General features: G+C 60.1%; 13 protein-coding genes and 1 pseudogene. 9 read left to right on the top strand and 5 right to left on the bottom strand.

What is annotated here, in order from left to right:
* Window positions 1-18: 18 nt before the first annotated feature.
* A complete protein-coding gene (locus tag GSQ83_RS12350; protein WP_158803204.1) occupies window positions 19-288 on the bottom strand; it encodes a CsbD family protein in 270 nt (89 codons plus the stop codon).
* Window positions 289-680: 392 nt separating this feature from the next.
* Between GSQ83_RS12350 and GSQ83_RS30500 the strand changes: the two are divergent.
* The 6 genes and pseudogenes from GSQ83_RS30500 to GSQ83_RS12320 form a co-directional block, all read left to right on the top strand.
* A pseudogene (locus GSQ83_RS30500) lies at window positions 681-1,395 on the top strand (integrase core domain-containing protein); the annotation flags it as partial.
* A gap of 322 nt (window positions 1,396-1,717) precedes the next feature.
* The gene (locus GSQ83_RS12340; protein WP_158803203.1) at window positions 1,718-2,734 is read left to right on the top strand and encodes a cytochrome C oxidase subunit II; all 1,017 of its coding nucleotides are present in this window, start codon (window positions 1,718-1,720) and stop codon (window positions 2,732-2,734) included.
* Between the two features lie 34 nt (window positions 2,735-2,768).
* A complete protein-coding gene (locus GSQ83_RS12335; protein ID WP_371418004.1) occupies window positions 2,769-4,802 on the top strand; it encodes a cbb3-type cytochrome c oxidase subunit I in 2,034 nt (677 codons plus the stop codon).
* Window positions 4,802-5,431, top strand: a complete 630-nt coding sequence (locus GSQ83_RS12330; RefSeq protein WP_158803201.1) for a cytochrome c oxidase subunit 3 — start codon at window positions 4,802-4,804, stop codon at window positions 5,429-5,431. Before GSQ83_RS12335 ends, GSQ83_RS12330 begins: the two co-directional genes overlap by 1 nt.
* On the top strand, window positions 5,431-5,817 hold the full coding sequence (locus GSQ83_RS12325) for a cytochrome O ubiquinol oxidase (protein ID WP_158803200.1): 387 nt from the start codon (window positions 5,431-5,433) through the stop codon (window positions 5,815-5,817). Before GSQ83_RS12330 ends, GSQ83_RS12325 begins: the two co-directional genes overlap by 1 nt.
* 27 nt (window positions 5,818-5,844) lie before the next feature.
* Window positions 5,845-6,711 carry a DUF2189 domain-containing protein gene (locus tag GSQ83_RS12320; RefSeq protein ID WP_158803199.1) on the top strand — a complete coding sequence of 289 codons (867 nt, stop codon included), beginning with the start codon at window positions 5,845-5,847 and terminating at the stop codon, window positions 6,709-6,711.
* A gap of 44 nt (window positions 6,712-6,755) precedes the next feature.
* Here GSQ83_RS12320 and GSQ83_RS12315 read toward each other — a convergent pair whose 3' ends face one another.
* Complete coding sequence (locus GSQ83_RS12315) at window positions 6,756-6,899, bottom strand: hypothetical protein (RefSeq protein ID WP_158803198.1); 144 nt, start codon at window positions 6,897-6,899, stop codon at window positions 6,756-6,758.
* Between the two features lie 405 nt (window positions 6,900-7,304).
* On the opposite strand from GSQ83_RS12315, the gene GSQ83_RS12310 reads away from it, so the two are divergent.
* Together GSQ83_RS12310 and GSQ83_RS12305 are read left to right on the top strand one after the other, a co-directional pair.
* On the top strand, window positions 7,305-8,090 hold the full coding sequence (locus tag GSQ83_RS12310) for a response regulator transcription factor (RefSeq protein WP_158803197.1): 786 nt from the start codon (window positions 7,305-7,307) through the stop codon (window positions 8,088-8,090).
* A 791-nt stretch (window positions 8,091-8,881) separates the two neighbouring features.
* The gene (locus GSQ83_RS12305) at window positions 8,882-9,103 is read left to right on the top strand and encodes a hypothetical protein (RefSeq protein ID WP_158803196.1); all 222 of its coding nucleotides are present in this window, start codon (window positions 8,882-8,884) and stop codon (window positions 9,101-9,103) included.
* A 95-nt stretch (window positions 9,104-9,198) separates the two neighbouring features.
* Here GSQ83_RS12305 and GSQ83_RS12300 read toward each other — a convergent pair whose 3' ends face one another.
* Window positions 9,199-10,050: a helix-turn-helix transcriptional regulator gene (locus GSQ83_RS12300; RefSeq protein WP_158803195.1), complete on the bottom strand. Its 852-nt coding sequence runs from the start codon at window positions 10,048-10,050 to the stop codon at window positions 9,199-9,201.
* Between the two features lie 136 nt (window positions 10,051-10,186).
* On the opposite strand from GSQ83_RS12300, the gene GSQ83_RS12295 reads away from it, so the two are divergent.
* Complete coding sequence (locus GSQ83_RS12295; protein ID WP_158803194.1) at window positions 10,187-10,903, top strand: SDR family oxidoreductase; 717 nt, start codon at window positions 10,187-10,189, stop codon at window positions 10,901-10,903.
* Between the two features lie 1,368 nt (window positions 10,904-12,271).
* Here GSQ83_RS12295 and GSQ83_RS12290 read toward each other — a convergent pair.
* Both GSQ83_RS12290 and GSQ83_RS12285 read right to left on the bottom strand, forming a co-directional pair.
* On the bottom strand, window positions 12,272-12,496 hold the full coding sequence (locus GSQ83_RS12290; RefSeq protein ID WP_158803193.1) for a hypothetical protein: 225 nt from the start codon (window positions 12,494-12,496) through the stop codon (window positions 12,272-12,274).
* A 301-nt stretch (window positions 12,497-12,797) separates the two neighbouring features.
* On the bottom strand, window positions 12,798-13,322 hold a 525-nt coding region (locus tag GSQ83_RS12285; RefSeq protein ID WP_158803192.1), incomplete at its 5' end, for an alpha/beta family hydrolase.

Here is a 13,322-nt window from a genome sequence, read left to right as displayed (position 1 = left end):
CCCTGCTTATGTGCCAAATCAGCGAGGATGAAGCAGCTTGCCGAGCGCGTAGCCGACGGCCCCAGCTATTAGCAGGGCGATCAACGGTTGTTGCTCCACACCTTTGCCAACAGCGGTCGCAGCATCTGCCGCCTGCTCGACTACCTCGCCGTACGCGTCTCGAGCTTGGCCGGCCACCCGACGCGCTTTGACCTCAAGCTGAGCTCTGGTGTCCCCAGTCAAGGCATCCTGGACCTTTTCAGCCAAATTCTGGAAAGTGTCTCCAATGCGATCTGCGTTCACGCTCATCTCCCGAACTTCCGAAACTGAGTCGACGTGTGCGTCGGGACTAATCAGCTGATCAGGCGTAGGAACCCGTGTCGCTGAGACTGCCCGCCGCGTTCTCTACTCTAAGAGAGCACATTGGGTGTCATCCGGTTCGCGCAACCTGAATTGGCAAGGATAAGCTTGACGGCACCACGATTGCCAGGCCCGTCTCACGCAGTCGCTCAGTCACTGCTGCGCTGAAGCCCCGACGACCAGTCGCTAGTGACTTGGCCGCACGTAAACGCACCGAGAAAACGCACGGATGCGCAAGCAAACACTGAATGATTGCAGTAATCTAAACTGTAATCCGGTTGCGACTGCCAGTCCGTGATCAGGCGATCACTGGCCGGGACCTGGATGGGGGCGCGCCCGACATCGCGGCCTCGCCCGCTGGCGTGCGCTGTGTCTGGCAGCGCCATGACCCGGAAACCATGCAGAAGCGGCTCAAAGCCCTGGAGGCTAAAAGCGCCCAGGACGGCCTGGTGCTGACAGAGGCCCAGATTGCAGCCCCGGAGCGCGCCAGCTGGACAAGGAGGCGTTCGGCGAGTTCGAGAGTGATTGCCCGGCCTATTACGGGGCTCAGGACACGTTCTATGTCGGCACGCTCAAAGTCGTGGGGCGCATCTATGAGTAGACCTTCATCGACACCTACACCAAGCTGGGCTTTGCCAAGCTGTATGACCGCAAAACCCCGATCACCGCGGCCGATCTGCTCAACGACCGTGTCGTGCCGTTCTTCGACCAGCAGGATCTCAAGCTAGGCCGGGAGCTGACCGATCGCGGAACCGAGTTTTGTCGCATCTCGCGGGCGAGGACATCGGCCACAGCGGGACCAAGGCCTGCAGCCCGCAAACCAACGGCATCGTCGAGCGGTTCCATAAGACCATGCTCAGAGAATTCTACCAGCTCGCGTTCCGCAAGCGAATCTACAGCAATATCGCGCAGCTGCAGACTGACCCCGACGTCTGGATGGCCAGCTACAACGAGCAACGGTCCCACCAGGGACGCTGGTGTTATGGTAAGACACCCATGCAGACCTTCATTGACAGCAAACCCATCGCCAGGGGCAAAATGCTCAACGCCGCGTAACGTCGGACACCGATAACCCATCCGACACCATCCAGGGCATCTGTCAGATCGAATCACGACCAGTACACCTAAACGAAAGTGATTGTCGTTGCTGTAGCGGGGTGGACCAGGATGTGCGGCCTAAATGGTCCTGCACCCGACGGGTGCCATCGGCCAAGTGTTGCCTGGTTGGCCTCTTTGTGATCTCTGGAAACACTGAACTCCTGACGGAGCCACTCGACAGAATCGAGATCTCCCGTAGAACTCAGCTGCGATCCGGCGCGCCGCGCTGTACGAAGGAACCATGGTCAAACCTCATCGTCTGCGCAGGAAGGATTTCGTCTTGGCTCCGGTCAAGTGTTCCCACGTCAAAGAGCATCTTTCGAAATGGCTGACATGGCCACTTGTGGGTCTCGCACTGATTCCACTTGGCGGCTGCGGCGAAGAGTTCCGGCTCTTCTACCCCAAAGGCCCTGTCGCAGCCGCGCAGCTCAAGTACACGATGATCGATGTGGGCATCATGCTGCTCATAATCCTGCCGACAACCTTGATGCTGTGCCTTTTCATCTGGCGCTACGGCAAGGCGCGCAAGGCCGCCTACGATCCGGATTGGGCGCATTCTATGACAATCGAGCTCCTGATCTGGGGCGGCCCGATCGCGATCGTCGCCCTGCTCGCGGTTTTTACCTATGAGTCCGTCATCGAGACCAATCCCTATGACCCGACCGTGCTCCGCGCGCCCGCCGGCACGCAGGTGCCAGCGCAAGCTCCATTAGAAATTGATGTCATCACGACGGACTGGCAGTGGTTCTTCATTTACCCGAAGCAGCATATCGCGACGATCGACGACCTTGTCGTGCCACAGGGGCGGGTAGTGCGGCTGCGGATGACATCCACATCAGTCACAAACGACTTCTTCATCCCGCAACTTGCACCGATGATCGACGTGATGCCCGGCATGCAGACGCGGGACGCCTTTAGTTCCGACGGTCCAGGAACGTTTACCGGCTTCTCCGCCGACTTCAGCGGTGCGGGCTTTTCATGGATGCAGTTCTCCACCCGCGTCATGAGCGGGGACGGCTTCAGCAGCTGGGTAGCCGGAGTGCAGGCGGGCCAGGCGCAGCCGAACCGCGGTGCCTTGTCCTACGCCGTGTTCCAGAAGCTCGCTCATCCCACGCTGAACATCGGCGCCAAGCCGGGCTACTTCGCCTCAGTGGACACCGGCGTGTTCAATCGTGCCGTGACGGACGCGTTGAACGGGTTGACCTATCCGGTCCCCGCCGACCTCACCGAGAAAATGGCGCCCGATAGCGGCCCATCCAATCAGCGCCGAAGCTCCGAAAACGGAAAGGGCTCATAGAGTGCCAGTCCATCTGCAGGGCCCCTGGTCCTTTCTGTTCGGCCGTCTCACGCTGCACGCCATCCCCTACGACAACGTCATCATTCTTTTCGCTTTCACGCTCGCCGCCGTCGCGGGCATCGCCATTGTCCTGCCCGTCCTTTATTTCAAGAAAATTCCTTACCTCTGGCGCGAGTGGATCACGACCGTCGATCACAAGAAGATCGGCGTCATGTACATCATCGTCGGGCTCGTCATGATGTTCCGCGGGTTCTTCGACGGGCTGATGATCCGGACACAGCAAGTACTCGCGGACGGACCCCACTCGCCGCATTTTCTAGACGCCTCGCACGGCTACATTCCGCCGTACCACTTCGACCAGATCTACAGTTCCCACGGGACCATTATGATCCTGTTTGCGGTGACGCCAATCCTCACGGGCCTCACCAACGTCATTGTGCCCCTTCAAGTCGGCGCCCGTGATATGGCTTTTCCGTATATGAATGCCCTCAGCCTCTGGCTGACCGCGATGGGTGCGGCGCTTGTCATGGTCTCGCTGTTCGTCGGTGATTTCTCGGATGCGGGCTGGTCTGGCCTGATCCCGCTGACCGAGCTGCCCTTCAGCCCGGGCGTCGGCGTCGACTACTGGGTCTGGTCTATCCAGATCTCGAGCATCGGGACCACCCTGAACGCCGTCAATATGATCGCCACCATCGTCATGATGCGTGCGCCCGGCATGACGTGGTTCCGCCTGCCGGTTTTCACCTGGACGACGCTCTCGACCAACATCATCGGCCTGACCGCTTTCCCGGTTCTCGGCGTGGCGCTCGCGATGCTGAGCTGCGACCGCTACATCGGCACGCATTTCTTCACGGCCGGCCTGGGCGGCAACCTGATGCTGTACACCAACCTATTCTGGATCTGGGGCCACCCGGAGGTGTACTTCCTCGTGCTGCCAGCCTTCGGCATCTTCTCGGAAATCATCCCGGCTTTCTCGCACCGGCCGCTCTTCGGCTACACTACCATGGTCGCGGCCACCTTCGCGATTGCGGGTATCGCCTGGCTAGTCTGGCTGCATCACTTCTTCACCATGGGCGCCGGCCCTGGGGTGAATACCTTCTTCAGCGTGGCCACGATGCTGGTGGGCGTGCCGACTGGCGTGAAGGTCTTCAACTGGGTCTTCACGATGTACCGGGGCCGGCTGACCTTCGAGACGCCTATGTTGTGGTGCCTCGGCGGCCTGTTCATGCTGCTGGCCGGCGGCCTGACCGGGATGATGCTTGCGATGCCGGCCATCGACTACACGGTCCACAACAGCGTCTTCGTGGTGGCTCACTTCCATTGCATGGTCCTGCTCATCGCCTACGCGATCTTCGGCGCCGTCATCTTCTGGTTCCCGAAGGTCTTCGGCATGCAGCTCGACGAGCGCAGCGGCAAGCTGTTCTTCTGGACCTTTTCGACCGGCTCCATCCTGGTCTTCGTAGCCATGTTCGCGCTCGGCTTCATGGGGGAGACGCGGCGGCTGGATTATCTTTACGACCCGCACATGCTGCCCCTCCTCATCATCCAGGAGATTGGTATCGGCTTCTACGGCCTCTCCGTCCTGATCTTTGCGTGGATGCTTTTCGTCAGCCTCCGCAACCGGAACACGAGCCTCGAGTCCGATCCATGGGGCACGTCGCGCACTTTGGAGTGGCTGACCCGGACGCCGGTGCCCTTCTACAACTTCGCTGTCACCCCGCAGATCAATGCGCGGGATGAGCTGGACTGGCGGCGGCGCAGTGGGCTCGATCTCTCGCATCCCGATCGCTTTGCGCCGATCCACATGCCGGGCAACACGATGATACCGATCCTGATTGGCATCTGCTCCTTCGGCCTCGGGTTCGGCATGATCTGGCGCATCTGGTGGATGGCGGGCGGCGGGCTGCTCGCCATCATCGCTCTGGTCATCTTCCGCTCGTTCCAGCACACGCCCGGCTACATGTTGCAGCCGGGCGAGATCGCAGCGATGGAACGGCGGACGGCCGCCTCCGGCATCATCGCCGAGCAGCCGTCGCGACCGCCACTCATGGAAGCCGGGGCCCACTGATGGCAATTCACCAGCGGCCTGCCACCCCGGACTCGGTGCTGTGGCAGCACGAGGCTGAGGCGCATGACGATATCGCGACGCGCACCCTGGGCTTCTGGCTCTACATGATGAGTGACGCGCTCATTTTTGCGGCGCTCTTTGCCGCCTATGGCGTGCTCGACCAGACAACTAATCTCGCAGGCGGACCCGGTGCCCACCAGATCGTCCACCCGCTCGCAGGCTTCTGGCAAACTCTCGCCGTTATGACGAGCGTCTTCGCCTACAGCCTCGCCAGCGTTGCCATGAAGATGCGCAGCCAGCCGGGCGTCATTCTCTACATCACCATCGCCCTCGTCCTTGGCCTCGTCTTCATCGGACTGGAACTCGGCGACTTCGCACGGCTCATCGCCCTGGGCGACGGTCCCGACCGGAGCGGCTTCCTCTCAATCTACTTCGTGCTGATCGGGACGCACGGGCTGCACATGGCCTTCGGCATCCTCTGGATGCTCGTCATGATCGTTCAGGTGGCAAGGTCCGGCTTCACCCCAAGCATCGTCGCGCGCCTGCTCAACCTGCGGATGTTCTGGCAGTTCCAGGCCTCCGTCTGGGTCTGCGTCTACGCCTTCGTTTATCTTAGGGGAGCCTTCTGATGGCCACTCATGGACAGGATCCGCTGCTGCACTCCGAAGTGCGCCAGGCAAGCACCGGCGGCTATTTCGCCGGTTATGCCGCCTCCATCGTTCTCATGCTGGCGGCGCTGCTGGTCACGCAGCAGCATGTGCTTACCTACCCTGCCTTCCTCTGGGTCATATTCTCGCTCGTCGTTATCGCGCTCGTCGCACAGGCTGCGTTGTTCTTCGGCTTGGGCCTGTCCCCGGCTCAAGCCTGGAAAAGCGTCTCGCTCATCCTCACGCTGCCGCTCTTCGTCTTCACGATCGGGCTTTCGGTCTGGATGTTCCACTCGCTTGCGCCGCGCGTTATGCCCGACACGATGCCGGGCATGGACATGACTCAGCAACCGACGTTGCTCGAGTAGCGGCGGCCAGGTAGGGAAACGATCCGCATGAGCTTCGCCACCACACTCTCCGATGCCTTCATGGTTGTGTTCCGCGCCCCGCCCGAAACCCATGAGGAGGTCGCCGCCCGCGTAGAGGAAGAGCGGGACGACGCGGCGTCGCCGGGACCCATCGAAATTCGTAAGGCCGGCCTCAATGACCTCGTCTCCGCGCTGCGCGAGGGGTTTGACGACCTCCGCGCGTTGCGGACCGACCAGATCACGATCGCGGTGCTCTTTCCGCTTGCCGGCCTGGTTGTCGCCGGCGTCGTCGCGGACCGCGCACTGCTGCCGTTCCTGTTCCCGGCCGCATCCGGTTTCGCACTGATAGGACCGCTGGCGACGCTCTGGTACGCGGCCCTCAGCCGTGGACGCGAGCTGTATGGAGAGGATGCCGCCGCGCATCCCGTGAATCTTTTCTTCGGGCCACGCGGCCGGTCGCTGCGCGTCCTCGGCGGTATCGCCATTCTCCTCTTTTTGCTATGGCTCGCGGTCGCTGGCGTCATCTATCACTCGACGCTCGGCACTTCATCCGACAAGGCCAGCGCTTTCTTCCTCACCCGGGTGCTGACGACCACCGCCGGCTGGAAGATGATCGTCATCGGCTGTGGCGCCGGCATCATTTTCGCCCTGGTTGCCGTGGCGATCGGCTGCGTGTCCTTCCCACTTGCGCTCGATAAGCCGGTGACGGCGATGGAGGCAATTGGTGTCTCGTTGCAGGCGATGGCGCGAAACCCGGTTTTCATGCTGGGCTGGGGCGTGGTGATCGTCGTCGGTCTGGTCATCGGCGCCATTCCTGGGCTTTTTGGCCTGGCGGTCACTTTGCCGCTCCTCGGCCACGCAACTTGGCATGTCTATCGTCGCATCGTCGCCTGAGCCAATCGCTTCTCAAGTCTGAAATGCAACTTTAGTGCGTCCCATCAACGTATAGCGGCGGGTGGGTGACGCGCTGATTCCGGCACTGGTTCCACCACCATGGCACCGGCGACAGTACGGCGAAATGCCAGCACCGGCACGAGGGTGATCGCGAAAGCTAGGACACGGCGGCGGGTTGTGTTCAGCATGACAAGCCCGCTTCCCGAAGGTTGCTTTCAAGCGATCAGCCTTCCCGAATCCGCTGCCAGTGCGATCGTCACCTTCGCCACAACGCTATGTCAACCGCGTCGATCGGAAGACGCTTACGGATCCGCTGCCAGAGTTCGGTGTGCGGCTTAGCCCCTGAGCACCGTCCATCAGCAGCGGAACACCGCCGTTAGGTCCTGGTGAGCGTCGCACCGATGGGCGGCGAGCATCGAACGCGCACCGACCGAACCGCGTGGCGAGACATTGTCTCTTATTTAGCTCATCACGCGCGCTTGCGGTTACGTTTCCTTACGTAACAGCAATCCAACGCAACAAATATCCAGCTAAACGAAGGTCATTCAAACCGCCTACGCCCAATTAACCGCTAAAATTCGAAAGTTTTAGACATGGACAATTTCAGCGCCGATGCCTCCTCCCTTTCGACTTATTCGGAGGACGCAGCAGAGCTTAGCGAGAGCTTTGGGCCATCGTCCGCTCCAGCTAAGCGCTCGAACGCCGCGTCGAGCCTAATGCGGCTCGCGTTGATTGACAGTTACAGTCTCACACGAGAATGTTTCCTGTCGTCACTGGGTGATATGTATCCCGACAACAAGATCCACGCTTTTGCATCTGTTGACGAGTGCATTTCGCAAGAAGGCAGCGGGTTCGACCTTATCGTCTACTACTCCCACAGCTCAGAGGCCTCTCTTTCAGGAACCTCGCAGCTCCATCTGGCTTTTGAAAGCGCAAGACTGGTTGTCTTGTCGGACCTCGAAGAGGGTCGTCAGGCAAGCACAATTCGCGACGCACTAACGAATGGCGCGAACGGCTTCATCCCAACGCAAACGACAAGTCTCGCGATGACCCTCGCGGCTATCCAGTTCGTGCAGTCGGGAGGCACCTATGTGCCCACTGATGTCATGTTGAACGAGCGCGCAGGTCGCGCGGCCGCAGAAGCAGTTGTTCGGTCACCCAGCCAGTTGACGGTGCGCCAGGGACACGTGATGGAACAGCTGCAGCTCGGAAAAGCCAACAAGATCATTGCGTTTGATCTCGGGATGAGCGAAAGCACCGTTAAGGTCCATGTTCGCAACATTATGCGCAAGATGGGGGCGACTAACCGGACGCAAGCGGCCTTCGCGGCATATCGTCTGTCCAGTGCAACCACGACGAGCCAATGGGCATCGGCCTGATCACACGCAAGCTGAGATTGCGTCAATATGCCGCTGCCATCGACGATCATCTGCTGTGTTGCTGGCAACTTGTCGATACTGACCGCAAGGTCAGCGCGGAGTTGAAGTCGTATTTTACTATCTCCTTGCGCGACGCCTCTGCCCGGCTCGCGTCGGCTTGCGGGCCGACGGCGAAGCTAAAGCGGGGCCGGGTTGGCGGAGACTTGAAGATTCCGCCAACCCGGCGGTCGCGAGATCGGGTCGCGGCCGCCGCTACCCCGCGCCAGCGCACTATCCCCGTAGCGGCCACCGCAAATGCTGCGCCCGGTTCGCAAGGGCAACGTCGGGCCAATCTGCGAACCCATGCGTGATCCCGGGTTGGTCAGGTGCGGCCTGAACCCCGCGACTGCCGGTCAAGAAGCGGCGGTGCGCAGGGTTTTGCACCCTGTCAGGGATACACACAAGAAGTTCACTCCCGCTCTTATATGCACAGTTTTAGCTTCTCTCGAATTCAACGCACGCGTTCTAGACCCAGAATCTTGTGCGGGGTGGCGGCGGTCACGCGGCGGAGCCGCTCTCTAGAACACAGACAAGACGCTGCTGGAAACCTTGGTCGCGGAGCTCCCGGCTAGCAAAATGCTGGCTTACTTTGTAAAGGAAGTTCCTCGGCGTGGAATGAAAGGATCTCGCGCCTACTTATAGATTTCAGAGAAGCACACTACCAACACGTAACCGCGATACTGTCGCTGATTGCGCAAAATTCACTTGTTCACAGGGTGTGACTCAGCTTGCACCGAGCACCGGGGGCACGCATGAAAATCGTCACACGCTACGATCGACTACCTATAGAGGAGCGGTCTTTTGACTGGACGGCGACAATGGACAGCTACCAAGCCGGAGATCCGGTTGGAAAAGGAGATACCGAAAAGGCCGCAGTCGCCGACCTTCTCGTGCAAGTAGACCTCAAGGATTATAAGGCACTCGGATTGCTGGAGGCGCCCCTTGAGGCTGCTGCGTCAAAGAGCTTATCTTGAGGACCTTCCGTGCGAACTGCGGACAACGCGTTATCGCCAACACGGCAGCGGCGAACTCGACGCCTCCTAGAGCAGCAGCTGTTATTATCGTATCGTCACCGCGGCCGATCGCGCAGTAGCTGCTCCAGCTTCTTGCCTGAATCATCAAGGGGTGTGAAGACGATCAGCTTCATATCCGGCAGGTCGCCCACGCCAAGGCTGGAGTATTCGAAAAGCATTTGCCCCGCGGTCGGGTGATTGACGCGTTTCTGGCCCGCGAGCGGGCGTGCCACCTCACGCTGCGGCCACCACTGCGCGAACTCTGTGCTTTGACGCGTCAGGTGAGCGATGAGGCGCGTGAAATCCGGGTTTCCGGTATGGCGGGCATAGTCGGCGCGGAACATCGCGAGCGAGGCCCGCGCCACTGCCTCCCAATCGACGAGCAAGCGGCGATGATCCGGATCTGTAAATATTAGATGGAGCGTGTTGCGCTCATCGCCCTCGAGCCGCCCATACGGGCCATACACCACCTCGGCTGCCCTGTTCCACGCCAGCAAGTCCCACCGCCGGCCGAGCACGTAAGCGGGCTGCCCCGTCAGGCTGTCCAACATCCGGCGGAGCGGCTCATTGATCCGCTCTACTCCCGTTGAGCGTGGATCTGGCAACGGCCGGTCGTGGAGGACAAAGAGGTGGCGCCGTTCGGTAGGATCGAGCTGCAGGGCGCCCGAGAGCGCCGATAGGACCTCGTTGGAAGGCTTCACGTCCCGCCCTTGCTCGAGCCAGGTGTACCAAGTTGTTCCGACGCCGGCGAGCATCGCGACCTCCTCGCGGCGCAAGCCGGGGGTGCGCCGCCGGAAGCCATTTGAGAGGCCTACATCAGACGGGACGAGTCGCTCACGGCGCGACCGCAGGAACTCCCCGGCTTCACGTCGGCGGGCGTCAGCATCGATCGTCGGAGCATCGCTCATGAAGGTCACGATAGCATAATCAATACTAGGATCAGCTGGAAACTGTTTGCGCCCTTTCGTTCGAGCCATGCTCCCTCGAGCGGCGTAAACGAGACCCGACAGCCTTGTGCGGCCGCTCAATACATTGGAGCATATCATGTCATCTCAGCACACTGTCATCGTCGGAGGCTCATCGGGGATCGGTCTCGCTACCGCGCGTCATCTCCTCGCATCCGGCGCCCGGGTCACCATTGGGGGCCGTAACGAAAACCGACTTGCCGAGGCGGGACGCCAGCTAGGAGGGCAAGCGCAGACCGTGCTGATGGACGCGGCTGCGGCTGACGCACTTCCAGCCCAATTCGCGCAAATCGGCAGGTTTGACCACTTGGTATTGGCCCTCGGAAGCGGCCAGGGCGTAGGGCCTTTCGCGACCGTCAGTCTTGCCAGCGTTCGACTTGGCTTCGAGGAGAAGGTCTATGCACACTTCGCGACAGCGCAGGCAGCGCTGCCCTCCTTGAGCCCAACGGGCAGCCTCACCTTCGTCTCGGCCGTCTCAGCCCAGGCTGCCGTGCCTGGCACAGCCGGGATTGGCGCTGCCAATGCCGCCGTCGCAGCGCTCGTCCCGATCCTCGCCGTCGAACTCAAGCCCATGCGTGTGAATGGGGTCTCTCCGGGCGTGATTGATACACCGTGGTGGGACGGCATGCCTGAGCCCCAGAAGCAGGCGATGTTCAAAGACTTCGCGGCCAGAACCCCGGTCGGCCGCGTCGGGCGGCCGGAGGACGTGGCGCAGGCGATCGCGTTTTTGATCGCCGACGACTTCATGACCGGCCAAACGCTGATCTGCGACGGCGGTCTACGTTTTACGGCTTAAGCGGAGCCGGCCCCTAAACTTGGCCGCGGTAAGAATGTGAGCATGCCGTCATGGTGCGCTGGCCTGCCCCAGGTGCCACAGGTTCTGTGTGCGGAGCGTGTAGGAAATCGAAAGCAAGGAAATATCGTACTGAAGTTGGCGAGTCGACTGTTTACCGGCTTTACCTCGGATTTCCTTACCCAGAGGACATCAAGGAAATTGCTGCTCAAGATGGCTGGGACGGATTGGCGCGGCAGGTTGAATTGCTTATGACAAGGACGTAAGAAACCAAGCCGGTGCGCATCAACAAACCCACTTTGGTTATCGGTTGCGCGCACGATCATCTGGCTCCGCCCGCTTATGCACGTGGCCTGGTCGATCTCATCCCAAACGTGCGCTATTGCTATTTGGAGATAGCAACGGGCCATCTCGCGACATTGGAGAGCCCGGACCAAGTAGCCGATATATCCTCGATTTTGTGAGCGCCAATTTCCGTGTGATATCGTTCAACGCGCGGGCAGGCGGGTTAAAACGCGTGTCGAGGCTCTAGCCCGGGGTGCGAGAGCTAGCGAAGCGCGTGTGAGCGAGCGGGCGCCGTACAATGACGCAAGCTGTCGGGCTAATATTTCTGATTGGGGTCACTCTAAATTCCGTGGCGGGAGCCAGCTAAGGAGACTTGCTGGATCCACTCGAGCCCCCACGACAAGCAGACTTTCCGGTTTCGAACTGCGGGCCATAGTGACGGCCTTCCTCGGGCAGACGCCGAAACAGTTCACCTCAATGATCCTGGTGCTTCGCCGGCCGTGTTTTCGCAGATAGGCACGAAGAACGGTCTTTAACGGCTCGGCGCCATCTTTGCCGAAGCCGCCCGAGAGTTTCTTGCTACACTTGCCGCAGATTAAGAGGGTCTCATCCCAACCGGTCGGGACGCTTAAGACCGTTGCAGGCGCGACTTTGATCTTTTTACTCATGAGCGGAAGTTGGGTTCAATCTGATACTGGACAACCCGCAGTGCGCCTGTCGACAATTGGGAGGCCGACAAACTCGCAGGGAGAACGTCTACGAGATGTATGAATCGATCCATCGCCGCTGCCTCATCAGGGCGGACGCTCTTCTGATTGAAGACGTTGACCGTGAGCGTAATCCTTGACCGGAGGGTGAACGACGGCTCCTATTCGCCCTTGCCAGACGCTGACATGGAATTTGGATGGAGCCGGGTCTCGATGGTATCTGAGTGACAAGGCGTCATTCGCTTGAGACGGCGTGGTGGCTGCTCGATATGAGAAGGGGTTCGGACTATTTCAGAATTCCAGCCACGACGGCCGCTTCGCTAGTCGTCCTGGTTTTAAGATCGGCTCGAAGACGAGCGGATTGAACCAACACTCAATACTAGACAGTTTTAACCTTGCGCGGGCGGCCTGGACCCCTCTTGCCGGCGCGCGACTTGGCCAATTTCGCCCGTTCCCGTGAGGCCTTCAACTCTTCGCGGATCGACGCCAGCGCGGCCTTGATGGCCGCAGGACGCTTATCTTCCTTGATGGCGTCAGCAGCAGCAAAAAAGGCCAGAAACAAGTTCTTCGTTCCGCGCGGCGCGCGGGTGGTGGTGGCAGACATAGTGCATGTTTCTTTCAGATTGCGGGCGAATTCTGACGCAAGGTCCACTATCCAACTAGTCATCAGAATGGTTACGACGCGACATTGGTCGAAAGCCGCAGATGGCGTCGATTCCTCGCAAGCACAATATGTCGATGCATTAAAATCTGATAATCAGATCGGCTAAATATTGCTCGCCCTTTGTCATATGGAGCCGCTGAAGAAAAAATATTGTTTTCTCTGTCGTTCTGTAGCGCAATAGTCGCGAAATCCGCGAGACAAAGCTGCGGCCGTTTTAGCGAAATGAGGTCTTAGAAGGATATCAAACGTCTCCTTTTCTGGTGCTCGCCGTAATCCAAATGGAAAGCGTATCGAGCATATCCGTCAGGACGTCCGTGTCCGTGCGGCCAGATCGCGCTGGCACATGAAAGGAGTGATCCGCTCCGCTGACCTCTGCGAGCGTCGCCCTTGCGCCGAGCGTGTTGATGGTTTGAGCCAGCAGCGTCATGTCGGCCAACGCATCCCGCGTGCCCTGTAGAAAGAGCATCGGAATTTGAATTTGGCTGAGGTGCTCCGCGCGTGTGATTGAGGGTTTGTTCGCTGGATGCAGCGGAAATCCAAAAAAGGCCAGCCCCTCGACCTTGGGGAGCGGCGACTCCGCTTGCGCTTGGGAGGTCATGCGACCGCCGAATGATTTGCCGCCGGCGATAAGAGGCAGTGCTGGCAATTGCCGCGCCGCCTCGATGGCCGCCGCTCGAACCGTTCGATGTGCCAGAGCCGGGCTATCAGGCCGCCGCGAGCCTCGCTCCATGTAAGGAAATTGGTAGCGAAGCGTCGCGATATTCCG

Source organism: Acidisoma sp. L85, assembly GCF_009765865.1.
Taxonomy (GTDB): Bacteria; Pseudomonadota; Alphaproteobacteria; order Acetobacterales; family Acetobacteraceae; genus Acidisoma.
The sequence above is the reverse complement of the archived record's forward strand: the minus strand, read 5'-3'. Positions and strand labels throughout refer to the sequence as shown.

What these genes read in the sequence shown, in the direction of transcription:
- GSQ83_RS12325 (WP_158803200.1), top strand. Translation starts at nt 5,431, where the DNA reads ATGGCCACTCATGGACAGGATCCGCTGCTGCACTCCGAAGTGCGCCAG.
- GSQ83_RS12330 (WP_158803201.1), top strand. Translation starts at nt 4,802, where the DNA reads ATGGCAATTCACCAGCGGCCTGCCACCCCGGACTCGGTGCTGTGGCAG.
- GSQ83_RS12310 (WP_158803197.1), top strand. Translation starts at nt 7,305, where the DNA reads ATGGACAATTTCAGCGCCGATGCCTCCTCCCTTTCGACTTATTCGGAG.
- GSQ83_RS12305 (WP_158803196.1), top strand. Translation starts at nt 8,882, where the DNA reads ATGAAAATCGTCACACGCTACGATCGACTACCTATAGAGGAGCGGTCT.
- GSQ83_RS12315 (WP_158803198.1), bottom strand. Translation starts at nt 6,899, where the DNA reads ATGCTGAACACAACCCGCCGCCGTGTCCTAGCTTTCGCGATCACCCTC.
- GSQ83_RS12290 (WP_158803193.1), bottom strand. Translation starts at nt 12,496, where the DNA reads ATGTCTGCCACCACCACCCGCGCGCCGCGCGGAACGAAGAACTTGTTT.
- GSQ83_RS12350 (WP_158803204.1), bottom strand. Translation starts at nt 288, where the DNA reads ATGAGCGTGAACGCAGATCGCATTGGAGACACTTTCCAGAATTTGGCT.
- GSQ83_RS12295 (WP_158803194.1), top strand. Translation starts at nt 10,187, where the DNA reads ATGTCATCTCAGCACACTGTCATCGTCGGAGGCTCATCGGGGATCGGT.
- GSQ83_RS12320 (WP_158803199.1), top strand. Translation starts at nt 5,845, where the DNA reads ATGAGCTTCGCCACCACACTCTCCGATGCCTTCATGGTTGTGTTCCGC.
- GSQ83_RS12300 (WP_158803195.1), bottom strand. Translation starts at nt 10,050, where the DNA reads ATGAGCGATGCTCCGACGATCGATGCTGACGCCCGCCGACGTGAAGCC.